This is a genomic window from Citrobacter sp. CK180 (assembly GCF_030333655.1).
Taxonomy (GTDB): domain Bacteria; phylum Pseudomonadota; class Gammaproteobacteria; order Enterobacterales; family Enterobacteriaceae; genus Citrobacter_B; species Citrobacter_B koseri.
Map to the genome: position 1 here is coordinate 233,501 of NZ_JAOWFM010000043.1, position 12,306 is coordinate 245,806.

The 12,306-nt window shown below is 51.6% G+C and carries 12 protein-coding genes and 2 pseudogenes; 9 read left to right on the forward strand and 5 right to left on the reverse strand.

What is annotated here, in order from left to right:
• Positions 1–79 precede the first annotated feature (79 nt).
• Entirely contained in the window at positions 80–1,348 is a 1,269-nt protein-coding gene (locus OGV50_RS08810) for a tyrosine-type recombinase/integrase (protein ID WP_032454834.1), read from the forward strand.
• 211 nt (positions 1,349–1,559) lie between these two features.
• Here the strand turns inward: OGV50_RS08810 and OGV50_RS08815 are convergent, their stop codons facing one another.
• From OGV50_RS08815 to leuC, 5 genes are all read right to left on the reverse strand, one after another.
• Positions 1,560–2,540 (reverse strand): LysR substrate-binding domain-containing protein, encoded by a 981-nt coding sequence (locus OGV50_RS08815; protein WP_050442677.1) that lies wholly within the window; start codon positions 2,538–2,540, stop codon positions 1,560–1,562.
• 65 nt (positions 2,541–2,605) lie between these two features.
• Complete coding sequence (locus OGV50_RS08820; protein ID WP_032454833.1) at positions 2,606–3,529, reverse strand: alpha/beta fold hydrolase; 924 nt, start codon at positions 3,527–3,529, stop codon at positions 2,606–2,608.
• A 23-nt stretch (positions 3,530–3,552) separates the two neighbouring features.
• Complete coding sequence (locus tag OGV50_RS08825; RefSeq protein ID WP_286488493.1) at positions 3,553–4,428, reverse strand: fumarylacetoacetate hydrolase family protein; 876 nt, start codon at positions 4,426–4,428, stop codon at positions 3,553–3,555.
• A gap of 36 nt (positions 4,429–4,464) precedes the next feature.
• Positions 4,465–5,073: a 3-isopropylmalate dehydratase small subunit gene (gene leuD / locus OGV50_RS08830; RefSeq protein WP_032454831.1), complete on the reverse strand. Its 609-nt coding sequence runs from the start codon at positions 5,071–5,073 to the stop codon at positions 4,465–4,467.
• 5 nt (positions 5,074–5,078) lie between these two features.
• The gene (gene leuC, locus OGV50_RS08835) at positions 5,079–6,500 is read right to left on the reverse strand and encodes a 3-isopropylmalate dehydratase large subunit (protein WP_032454830.1); all 1,422 of its coding nucleotides are present in this window, start codon (positions 6,498–6,500) and stop codon (positions 5,079–5,081) included.
• Positions 6,501–6,974: 474 nt separating this feature from the next.
• Here leuC and OGV50_RS08840 point away from each other — a divergent pair, with 474 nt between their 5' ends.
• The 8 genes and pseudogenes from OGV50_RS08840 (at position 6,975) to OGV50_RS08875 (ending at position 12,304) form a co-directional block, all read left to right on the forward strand.
• Positions 6,975–8,222: an MFS transporter gene (locus OGV50_RS08840; RefSeq protein ID WP_032454829.1), complete on the forward strand. Its 1,248-nt coding sequence runs from the start codon at positions 6,975–6,977 to the stop codon at positions 8,220–8,222.
• A 198-nt stretch (positions 8,223–8,420) separates the two neighbouring features.
• Positions 8,421–8,653, forward strand: a pseudogene (locus tag OGV50_RS08845) (IS5/IS1182 family transposase); the annotation flags it as partial.
• A 201-nt stretch (positions 8,654–8,854) separates the two neighbouring features.
• Positions 8,855–9,779 (forward strand): annotated as a pseudogene (locus OGV50_RS08850) (hypothetical protein).
• A gap of 146 nt (positions 9,780–9,925) precedes the next feature.
• On the forward strand, positions 9,926–10,120 hold the full coding sequence (locus OGV50_RS08855) for an AlpA family transcriptional regulator (protein ID WP_032454827.1): 195 nt from the start codon (positions 9,926–9,928) through the stop codon (positions 10,118–10,120).
• A 61-nt stretch (positions 10,121–10,181) separates the two neighbouring features.
• Entirely contained in the window at positions 10,182–10,769 is a 588-nt protein-coding gene (locus OGV50_RS08860) for a DUF2857 domain-containing protein (protein WP_032454826.1), read from the forward strand.
• Positions 10,759–10,968 (forward strand): TraR/DksA family transcriptional regulator, encoded by a 210-nt coding sequence (locus OGV50_RS08865; protein ID WP_032454825.1) that lies wholly within the window; start codon positions 10,759–10,761, stop codon positions 10,966–10,968. Before OGV50_RS08860 ends, OGV50_RS08865 begins: the two co-directional genes overlap by 11 nt.
• A 397-nt stretch (positions 10,969–11,365) precedes the next feature.
• Positions 11,366–11,587: a hypothetical protein gene (locus OGV50_RS08870; RefSeq protein ID WP_081178126.1), complete on the forward strand. Its 222-nt coding sequence runs from the start codon at positions 11,366–11,368 to the stop codon at positions 11,585–11,587.
• 72 nt (positions 11,588–11,659) lie between these two features.
• Positions 11,660–12,304, forward strand: coding sequence for a lytic transglycosylase domain-containing protein (locus OGV50_RS08875; protein ID WP_032454823.1), 645 nt, complete (start codon positions 11,660–11,662; stop codon positions 12,302–12,304).
• The last annotated feature ends 2 nt before the right edge of the window (positions 12,305–12,306 follow it).

Consider the following 12,306-nt stretch of genomic DNA (forward strand, 5'->3'; position numbering starts at 1 on the left):
TTCAGTTTACCCTCCGCATCGGGAGAATTTGGTGGTCAGATTTGGGGTCAAGTTGGTTCGATGACGGAGTGACCCCCAAATGTCTCTTAACGACTCAAAAATCCGCAACTTAAAACCATCCGCAAAACCCTTCAAAGTTTCCGATTCTCACGGTCTGTATCTTCTTATCAAACCCGGCGGCTCACGTCACTGGTATCTCAAGTATCGTATCAGTGGTAAGGAATCCCGTATTGCGTTGGGTGCTTATCCTGCTGTTTCCCTCTCTGATGCACGACAACAACGTGAAGGTATCCGTAAGATGCTGGCGCTGAACATCAACCCGGCAAAGCAGCGGGCCGCTGAACGCATTGCAGGCACACCGGAAAAAGTGTTTAAAACCGTGGCGTTGTCATGGCATAAAAGTAACAGGAAATGGTCACAGAACACTGCTGACCGTCTGCTTGCCAGCATGAACAATCATATCTTTCCGATTATCGGACATCTGTCAGTGTCAGAACTTAAACCCCGGAATTTCATTGACCTGCTGAAAGGCATTGAAGAAAAAGGCTTGTTGGAAGTCGCGTCCCGCACGCGGCAACACCTTTGCAGCATCATGCGCCATGCGGTCCATCAGGGGTTGATCGACACCAACCCGGCGGCAAATCTTGATGGTGTAACGGCTCCGCCCGTCAGACGGCATTATCCCGCCCTGCCGCTTGAACGGCTGCCTGAGCTGATTGAACGCATTGAGGGATATCATCAGGGCCGTGAGTTGACCAGACTGGCGGTCATGCTGACGCTGCATCTGTTCATTCGCTCCAGTGAACTGCGTTTTGCACGCTGGAACGAGATTGATTTCAGAAACCGGATCTGGACCATACCCGCCACACGCGAGACCATTACAGGAGTGCGTTATTCCGGACGTGGTGCCAAAATGCGCACACCGCATATCGTGCCGTTGTCCCGACAGGCCATCTGTATACTGAAACAAATAAAGGAAATCTCAGGTCATCTGGAAATAGTATTCCCCGGTGACCATAGCCCTTACAAGCCAATGTGTGAAAATACGGTCAACAAGGCACTACAACTGATGGGCTATGATACGAAAGTAGATGTCTGCGGACATGGATTCCGGGCAATGGCATGTAGCGCTCTGATGGAATCCGGACTTTGGCTTCAGGACGCCGTTGAACGCCAGATGAGTCACCAGGAACGAAACACCGTTCGCCTGGCTTATATACACAAAGCAGAGCATCTTGAAGCCCGCAAGGCCATGATGCAGTGGTGGTCGGATTATCTGGATACATGCCAGGAAGCATATGTACCACCTTTTATTCGAGTACGAAAAAATACCCACGAGACATTTTAGCTAAAATAAAGCCGTATCAGCCCATGCTGGTACGGCTTTATTTTATGGGTCTATCGTTCAGCCCCTACTGTATGAGGAAAGATACAAATACCACGATGGAGTAACTTGGGAGGATGTGGGAGACTTGCCGACGGAGCTAACGGCTCCAGGCTGAAACCCGGCGTGGTAAGGACCTCTTACCAGTCCCGATAGCGCGCCAGCAGGCCCTTCGTTAACAAAGCTGGCTCTTCCCATCCTCAGACGTTATTTTTCCCCACAGCGCGTCGCTGACGGGAGGAGTTTGCTGAAAATAGTCCATCAGGAAATCGATGCATACCTTCAGCTTTGCCGAACCTGAAGTGCGGTTGGAGTAAACAGCCCAGATGTTGGCGCTCTGATGCCACGACGGAAGAATTTGCACCAGTTCACCGCTCGTCAGATAGCGCTGAACCTCCCACAGGGAGCGAAGAATAATCCCGTGGCCGTTAAGCGCCCAGTTCAGCACCACTCTGCCACTGTTGGAGGAAAGCTGGCTGCCGATATGCAGTTGCGTGCTGTCGAGCCCGTTGGTGAGCGGCCAGACACCGAACTGCGCGCTACGCTCCTGGATGACCAGACACTTGTGCTGCTTGAGATCGCTTATCTGAGCTGGTGTGCCGTGCCTGGCAAGATACTGCGGCGCGGCGCACAGCACCCGTCGATTGAGCGAGAGCCTGCGGGTAATGTAGAGATCTTTAATATCGTCGCCGACGTGGATCTCGAGATCCACGCCCTCTTCGATAAGGTCAACCACCTGGTCGGTCAGGGTGAGCTTAACGTTTAGCGCCGGGTAGCGTTCCGCCAGCGCGGAGAGCGCGTTTGCCATGTACGTTGAACCGAACCCAAACGAGCAGCTAATGTGGATATTTCCCTCGATGGCGTCGCGCCAGGCGGCAAGCCCCGACACGAACTCGTCCATGCTGTCCAGGACGGAGATCGCTCCGCTCAGCGCCTTATGCCCGTCGGCGGTGAGCCGGATAGTGCGGGCGCTGCGATAAAACAGGCGCATGCCAAGACTTTTTTCAAGCAGGCCGATACGCTTGCTAACATAGGAGGGCGATAGCCCAAGCTCAGCCGCCGCGTTGGCAAAGCTCTCCTTGCGCACCACGGTCAGAAAAACGTTCAGATCTTCGATAAGCGGCCACTGCGCCCGCTGCTTGTCATGAGTGCTCATGTGCATGCCATCCGGAGAATAAAAAATGAGGCCCGTTCTCGAGCCTCGTTGGCGGCGCAGAACCTTCAGGAAAGGAAGGGCATGATGACCCTGAGCATCTCCTCCGGGCACTCCTCCTGAGGGCTGTGTCCGCAAGGCATTGGCACGCCGCTCACGTTCAACGCCTTTTCCTGCCACGTTGATATTACATCATAAAGTTGGCCTACGGTGCCTTTTGCACCCCACAGGGCCAAAAGCGGGCTTCCGATACGCAGATGCTTATCGGCTTCATCGTCAGCCAAGTCTATCGTGGCCGCCGCCCGGTAATCTTCGCAAACCGCGTGCAGCGTTTCCGGGTTCTGATAGCAGCGCAGATATTCGGCAAATACCTCCGGCTCCGTCGCTCCTGGCGTTTTCAACTGTCCGCTAATGTGCTTTTGCAGGAAGAAGGTCGGGTCGGAGGCTATCAGCTTCTCCGGTAGCGGCGCGGGCTGAATCAGGAAGAACCACCAAAAATAGCGCGTGGCAAAAGCCTTATCCGTACGTTCATACATCGTGGCCGTTGGCGCGATATCAATAAAGACGCTGCGCTTAACCTGCTGCGGATAGTCCAGCGCCAGGCGATGCCCGACGCGAGCGCCGCGGTCGTGCCCGATAAAGGCAAACCCGTCGTTAAAGCCCAACCGCGCCATCAGCAAAACGATATCCTTTGCCATCTCGCGCTTGGAATAGGTGCGGTGCTCGGGGTCGCTCGGCGGCTTGCTGCTGTCACCGTATCCCCGAATATCGGGCATGATGACGGTAAAGCGTTGAGCAAGCGTGGGGGCAATCTTGCGCCAGGTTACATGGTTTTGCGGGTGCCCGTGCAGCATCAGCAGCGGCTCACCCTGACCGCCAACCGCAGCGCGCAGGCGGATGCCATTGCCCAGTTCAACGTCCAGTAGCCGGAAGCCAGGAATAAAGGCAGACTCACCTTTATCTTTAATGCCTTCAGTGGTAACTATCATCATCAAACTCCTTATGTTTTCTCCGCTCAGGCTGGTATCTCAACCACCTGACGCGCCTCGCTGACCGTGTTGCTCAGGCGGCCAAGCCCCTCAATCTCCACCTCAATGCGGTCACCCTGGCGTAAGAATAACGGGGGAACGCGCTTTTTACCCACACCACCCGGCGATCCGGTAGTGATCACATCTCCAGGCATCAGGCGAGTAAAAGTGCTGATATAGCTAATAAGCTCGGCGATCTTATGTACCATATTGCTGGTGTTATCGTCCTGTACCATCCGCCCGTTCAGCCAGGTGTGGATAGCCAGCGCCTGTGGATCGACAATCTCATCCTGAGTGGTTAAGTAGGGTCCAAACGAGCCGGTCTGCGGCCAGTTTTTACCGGCGGTATACCAGGTATGCTGCCAGTCGCGCACGGAGCCATCCATGTAGCAGCTGTAGCCTCCCACGTACTCCAGGGCCCGTTCGGCGCTAGCGTGAAAGCAGCTTTTACCAATAATGACGGCAAGCTCGCCCTCATAATCAAATTCAGCGCTGGCTTCCGGTTTGAGCAGTGTGCCGTTGTGACCGGTCTGCGAATCGGCAAAGCGAATAAACAGCGTGGGTTCGTTATTCTTTTCGTCAAACTCAAGGCGCTTGTCGGCGTAGTTCATGCCCACGCAGATGATTTTGTTCGGATCTTCGATAACCGGAAGATAGCTAATATCCTCCAGTGCGTAGTCCGGCTGCTGCTGTCCGTAAGCGGCAGCTTCGACCAAAGCGTCACCAGCCAGCAGTGATTTGATAGTCGGATAACGTGCGCCTATCCGCGTCCCCAGATCGATAACGCCGTTTTCGGTCCATATGCCGTAACTTTTATCGCGGCTATTTTTGCCGCCCTGATGCATAAAACTGACCAGTTTCATAATGTTCTGCTCACTCCTCAGAGTCGTTCTTACGTTCTACGCCACAAGCCACGGGTGCGTGGTAAAGTGGCGCTCCTCAAAATCACGTATTTCCTGCTGATATTGCAATGTGTAGCTAATCGCATCGTGCCCTTGCAGCAGCATCTGCTTTTTCAGTTCATCCACGGCAAAGGAGAAGGCTGTTTCCCCTGCCTGAATGCGTTGTTGCTGTAAATCAACGGTGATGTGATTACTCGTCGGATTACCTGCCACCTGGGACAGCAGGTCGATATCCACTGCTGAAAGCGTCAGGGTTAGCACGCCGTTGCGCTGGCAGTTGTCGTTAAAAATACCGGCGAAGCTGGTGCCGATAAGCGCCCGAATACCGAGCTGGCGTAGCCCCCAAACCGCGTGTTCGCGGCTGGAGCCGCAGCCAAAGTTAGGGCCAACGATCAGAAACGTCGCGCCGCGCCACTCGGGGCGGTTGAGAATAAAATCGGGGTTGGGCTCGCCGCTGGCTAACCAACGCTGGTCGTAAAAAGCACCCTTATCCAGTCCGCTGCGATCGATGCCCTTAAGGAACTGTTTGGGCATGATGACGTCGGTATCAATGTTGGCCGCCATCATCGGTGCGGCAATGCCGGTAACGCTGTTGAAAGGTTCCATTTTGTCTATTGTTCCTGCTGCAAAAACTGGCGTACATCGACCAGGTGACCGGCTACCGCGGCGGCGGCCACCATTGCCGGGCTCATCAGATGGGTTCTTGCTCCCGCGCCCTGGCGACCGGCAAAGTTGCGGTTGGTGCTCGACGCACAGCGATCGCCCGGCATCAGTACGTCCTCGTTCATCGCAAGGCACATCGAGCATCCGGACTGGCGCCATTCAAATCCCGCGGCAATAAAGATTTTCGCCAGCCCTTCTCGTTCGGCGCGGGCGCGTACCTGGGTTGAGCCTGGTACGATGATTCCCCTGACCCCCGGCGCGATTTTTCTATCGCGCAGCACCTGTGCGACGGCGCGTAGATCTTCAATACGCCCGTTGGTGCAGGAGCCGATAAAGGCGTGGGAGATAGGGATGCCGCTGAGCGGCATGCCGGGTTCAAGCCCCATGTAGGCCAGCGCGTGTTGCATGTCGCGCCGCCTGGATGGGTCCTGCTCATCGGCAGGGTTGGGAACGATATCGGTGATGCTGCCGCCTTGATCGGGGCTGGTTCCCCAGGTGACGCGCGGCGTCAGGTTTGCGCAGTCAAGCACCACTTCTTTATCAAAGACCGCGCCCTCATCGCTGTGCAGAGTGCGCCAGTGGGCGAGAGCCTGCTGCCACATTCCGCCCTTAGGGACGCGCGGCGCGGATTTGATATAGGCAAATACCTTGTCGTCGGGCGCCATGAACGCGCCGCGCGCCCCTGCTTCAACCGCCATATTGCAGACGGTCATGCGCCCTTCGACGCTCAGCGCAGCGATCGCTTCGCCGCAAAACTCAATTGCGTAGCCCGTCGCGCCATCCGCGCCGATTTGGGCGATAAGCAGCATGACAATATCTTTTGCCGTCGCGGCAAACGGCAGCTCGCCATCCACCCGGACGCGCAGCGTTTTCAGTTTTTTATAGGCCAGCGTCTGCGTCGCCAGCATATGCTCAATTTCAGAGGTGCCAATGCCGAAGCCGAATGCGCCAAAAGCGCCGTAGGTGGTGGTGTGGCTGTCACCGGCAGCAATCACCATGCCCGGCAGCACCATCCCCTGTTCGTGGGCGACAACGTGTTCGATACCCTGACGCTCATCCATCACGCCAAAAAGCTCGAGGCCAAAATCCCGGCTGTTCGATTCAAAATAGCGAACCTGGAGTTCACCGCCCGGATCGGTCATCTCTTTAGTGCGCTCGGGGCGCGTTGGGTTAACGTGATCGACGTTGAGTAAAATACTTTTTGGCTGCCAGACCTGACGTTTCGCTTCGCGTAATCCGCTGAACGCCTGCGGGCTGGTATACTCATTCAAAATAGAGCGATCGATATACAGCAGCACATTACCCTGTTGGTCTAATTGTCGAATAATATGTGCATCGATTATTTTATCGTACAACGTTTTAGGTTTCATGGTTGGATCACCTTGCTTATATACTGCAATAACAAAAGGCATTGCTCACGTCACCAGAATATTAGCAACCGCAGCGAAAAAGCTTAAGTAAAAGCATGACATACAGCCATGAGGCCAAAGAACACGGATCGTGTTTTATGTAACACAATGATATTATTAATTTTTTTATCCATGAGCGATGATCTGGCGATCTACTAATAAAAGTGTGATCGCAATAGCTTGAAAAGTGAAAAAAAATAATAATGCAAGAGTTAATTCTCAGCTCGCTGCACGCTGGCTGAGCGTAAGATCATTGGAAATAAATAAGATGCACGATTCATAATTCAATCTATTACGCCTGGTGAGTATCGCGTGGCAATAATTAATGTATAAATCCTATGGTTATTTGAACAGACAACCTGATGATGCGCTAACGCTTTTTGGGCATATCGCGCGTACCACCAAAATTATCTAAAGAAATTGTGAGGAATAAAAATGAAGCCAGCAGCGAATAACATCGGACTCAGAAATTATTTACCCATACTGCTCACGCTGCCGCTGGCCGGACTGGCGGAGCTTGCCTCTCTATACTCTATTCAGGCGCTGCTGCCAAAGCTGGCGGAGGTTTACCATATTCCGCTTAATCAGGTTGGCCTGATCCTGTCTGCCGAAGTCGGCTGTTTGGCCCTGGCCATGCTGTTTACCGGCAGCCTTTCCGACCGCTTTGGACGCAAGCAAACTATCGTCGTTTCACTGCTGCTAGGCGGCATTTTGACGCTGATGTGCACGACCGTCAGCGCCTGGCCGGAGCTGGTGCTTTATCGCGCTCTGCTTGGCCTTGCCGTCAGCGGCATCACGGCGGCGGTCACCGTTTATATCTGCGAAGAGGTATCTCCCGTTCTGGCGGGCGTAGTCACCGGCTATTTTATTTTTGGTAACTCGCTGGGTAGCATGTCGGGCAGGGTTTTCGCCACGCTGATGATGGAACACGTTTCGCTGAACGTTATTTTCATGCTGTTTGGCGGTCTGCTGATCTTTATGGCGTTTTACGTTCTCTATTTCCTTCCGGCGTCGAAAAACTTTACCCCGAGCACCGCGCTAAACCTGACGCAGATGTTAAAAGGCGGTATTGAACATTTTAAAAACAGAAATATCTCTCTGGCCTACGTTATCGGCTTTATTCTCTTCGGCTCCTTTACCTCTATTTTTAACTTCGTCGCCTTCTATCTTCACCGCGAACCGTTCAATCTCTCATTTACCCATATCGGGCTGATCCCCGTGAGCTTTGCGCTAACCTTCTTCTCCGCGCCGACGACCGCCAGGCTGGCCGTGCGGTTTGGCGCCATGAATATGCTTAGCATGCTGCTGATGGTGATGATTGTCGGCGCCGCCATCAGCATTTTTGCCACCACCGCGGCGGTATTTATTTTCGGGGTGGTTGTCCTCTCGGTGGCCTTCTTTACCTCACACTCAACCATTCTCTCCTGGGTGAGCAGGCACGCCTCTCATGCTAAAGGACAGGCAACGGCATTTTATCTCTTCTGCTATTACGCGGGCGGGGCGGTGCTGGGCTACCTCAACGGTTTCGTTTTTGCCAAAGCGGGATGGAACGGGCTGGCGCTCTCCGTGATTTCCCTGCTGGCGATTGGGCTGCTGCTTAGCCGTATTCTGCATGCTGCCAATAAGCAAAGAGTAATGGAGACGCGCGAGATGGTTAATATCGGGATCGATGCCGATAATTAAGTACAGAATCTGGCCCGATTCCGCGTAAAGTTCGGCAGCGGGCCGGATACTTTATTGAACCCTGTACGCCGTAAAAAGCGTGGCCCCCGTGACTACGGGGCCGGATGATTAAGCGCATCATTAAATTTTATTTCTGCAGCATCCACGACGCATTTTAGCAGGACAGGAGCGATGGTTACGAAGCGGAGTGATTGAAAAACGTATCTGCTGAGCGGTCGTTACGAGCCGCATATCCAGTCCCGTAAAGAGGAGTCTGATGCCAGTAAAAATATGACTGCAAGGCCCATTGTTGGGTCGTTGAGGGGACTCATAGCTGGATGAATCACTTTCGCCGGGCCCTGACCCGATGGGAAAAGGAGACCGAAAGTTACAAGGCCATGCTGCATTTTGCCTGTGGTCTTATTGTCTGGAATAAGATCCTATTGAGATAGGCTCTTAATCTGGTATTCGTTCTTCTTTTTGTCTACTGCTAAACATTGGGCCGAACACGGGGGCCTGAAGCGCTAAGCAGCCTCCGTTTCAAAATAATCCAGACCTCACAACATAATAGATACCGCACCCTGAAATAAATTCCACTGAGAAATTTTATGAATTTTTTTTGAAAAAACCAATAAAAACAGAGGAGAATTATCATGTCAAAAAAACAACCATTATCAAATACAAAACATAGTTCGCCTGACTGGCTGACTATAAGTGAAGCAGTCGAGATAATAAATAAAAAAGGTTGGAAATTAAAAAAAAAGTGACATTTACAGGCATGCACTACATGGTAGCATTCGTCTCTCCATTTACTTTCAGTCGCCATTTACATTACGGAAAATTCAAAGGTCAGGCTACAAAGTAAGGCTTAGAACATCTGAAATGTCATTAATAAATCGTTTATGCCTTCTTGACAAAAAAACCTTTCTTAACGGGCATAACTTTATTATTAGCACTGCTGGCAAATATATCATGCCCACACAGAGAGTTATTGATACTCCATTGATTGGATATGAATATGTTCTAATACAGAGATTACTTGCCCATTCCCTTAAAATCCCCTTACCTGTAACAGGAGCCATTGATTTTAATCATGGCATAACAGTCAGCTTACAGGGGGAAATATATCAACTATTCGACAGGGTAACGTGGAAAAAAAGAATAAAACAAAAAATCATGCAACTCCCTAAAAATATTTCACAAGATGTACATGAAGAAATATTCTCTCAGAGGATACACGATTACCTGGAAAAAGAGTATTTCCCGGCTCATGTTCTACCTCGGGATGCCTGGTTTGTCATTCGACACGCTGAACTTGATAAATTCATTAACATAGAGATTAAGAACAAAATGAAACCATTATCTTCAACACGAATATCAACACCATTATCTCGTTTTTTCTGGCTGGCCTGCAAACATAATGAGACGATCAGCCCACTAATCCGGCAGCCCTATAAACTTCTGTCCATTTTTGAACAGTGGGCCTTTCATGATGGTATTACAGACCATCTGAGTGGCGATACGCTGAAAAATGCGCTGGAACGGGGTTCTCCTTCTTCTACATCCTTATCTAACTGATCAGATATTTATCCGTCTCGATACATAACCCGTATTAAGAGGTTACCCGCGCTTAATACGGGTTCATTAGCTTTTCCTTCACCTTTCACCGTGTTTTTTTGTTGTCTCCGGGCTTACCCCGTTTATTTCCACCACAGGAGAAAACGATGACAGCACATCAGTTATTACGTCTGAAACAGGTTGAAGAAAAAACCGGTCTTAAACGCTCTCAGATTTACCTGTATATGAAAAACGGAACCTTTCCTCGTTCAATCAAGATAGGCCCATCCAGTGTGGCATGGCTTGAATCCGAAATTGATGAGTGGATCAACCTGAAATTATCCGGACGCGAGGGCAGTTGAAAATGTCCATCTATTTTTTATTTTCTGAACTTCTCCAGAAATAGCATGAGGCGATAACCGGATGATCCCATCAATTAATTACTCCATCATAGCCAATGCATTGCATGCACTGAAAGAAGGCAATATTCGCCACTGTGAATCTCTGGGATTTACTATCGACGAAATAAATGCTCTTGATCAGTTATCCCTTGATGAACTGTTTACTGTCAGCCGGGCGGCGGCACCCTTTGTTTCGATCATTGTCCGCCATGATGTTCTGCATCATTTACTGGCGCAGGCCCGCCAAGAATACCGGCATCAACAGGAGATTAACCGGGCTATCCGCCTGGGTGGCTCTATCGCGTTGCTCAACCACTATTTTGGCCTGACATCAAATGAAGTCTGCCTTCGCCGTAGGTTGCTGGGTGTCAGCGTGCCGTATGGCCGGACACCTGAACCGGATGAAAAGACGGATGCGGCTATCTGGCTGCAATGGCAACAGTGCCGGGTGGAAAACCTTGAATCGCCTGATGCTCTGATGGCTATGATGCAGGTGACGGAAGCCCTACTGCCGAAGACCGAAGGACTTTTACTCACTACGGTCTGGAAGCGTATTGCACTTTGCGAACAGGAAGTTGCCGCTGACAGGAGGACGTCATATGCCGGATGAGATCGATCGCGATCAGGAATTTAATGAACAGCGACTGGAGGAGATGATTGAGCAGAATCGCTTTAAACCGGGACCAACGCCATCATTATTCTGCTGTCGTGTATGTGGTAAACCCATTCCTGAAAAACGACGGCAGACACTGCCTGGCATAGCAACTTGTACCGAATGTCAGGAACAACTTGAGCGTTGCAGACGCTGATAATAGCGATAAAGACGTGCGGGGATATTATTTCCCTGCATGTCTTTCTGGTTCTATGAAAATATAAATACCTATTTATTGTCTGCTACGTATATTTCGCTTTCCTTCCGCATATGATAATCCTTGTCAGGATATCTCTCTTATTTTCATTTTGACTTTATCATTTATATCCCTGGCAAAATATATGAATCTGAAAATGCCATTACTGCATGGTTGCCTTGATGGACGTTAATTCGTCCGGGCCAGGTATCGCTCTTTAACAACCGGGATCAGGCTGTCACGTAACCACAATTCAGGGTGCCGCTGAATGTTCTCGCTGACCCGTTAAAACCGGAATGCAGAATCGGGATGTGATCGGTTTATTTCATTCACTGTTGTTTTGATTAAAGGAAATTCCATGAGGAAACCCGTTTATCACGTCTTTGTCACTCAGGAAAGCCAGCCCAATGCACAGGGTGAAAAAAACACGTACTGGACAAAAGTTGGCGTGGGCTTCGCGCATAACGGCAAGCCCGGCCTGAATATCGTGCTGATACCCGGTATTGCTGTTTCCGGCAGGCTGGTGCTGCTCGAACCCAGAGAAGACAGCGACATTTCGCAGGATGCCTCTGCCGCTTAATCCATTTTCTCTTCCTCTCCTCCGGCGGCGTACTTTTCTGTAAGCCGCCAGTCTCTCTGTTACGAGGCCAGCATGCTTTCCACCACTGCCTTTCTGGCACTGGCGGTGCAGTGCGCCGCCAGTATTCACCCGTCCACGTCGCTTGACGTGGCGCGGGTCGAATCCGGTTTCCACCCTTACGCCATTGCTGAAATTCTGCCAGACAGCCGGGGCGTGATTTCACATTTCCCCACGAGCCTGTCGGAGGCGATCCGCCTCACCGGACGGCTGGCAGCACGGGGCAGACGCTATTCGGTCGGCCTGATGCAAATCACCAGCACCAATTTCCGCCATTACGGCGTCACGGCCAGCGACCTGCTTAACCCTTGCGTCAATCTGTCGGTATTTGAGCGCATTCTCGATGACTGTTACCGGCGCGGCGGCACCCTGAAACGGGCGCTCAGTTGTTACTACTCCGGCAACTTTGAAACCGGCCTGCGACCAGAATCCGCCTTTAACCAGACCAGCTACGTACAGCGCATTGGCTATGTCGTCCCGTCCACGCGGGAAGACCGGCAGCGTACCCCTGACCGGAACGTACAGCCCTCTGTCCGTTATCCCGCCGTTGTACTGAGCGGCGAGCCTGTCGGTGCCACTGCGCCGGTCCTGACTTCCCTCCATTATCCCAACGCCGTCATTCGCGGCACCGTTCCTGTTGTCATTCACGAGGAGAAATGATC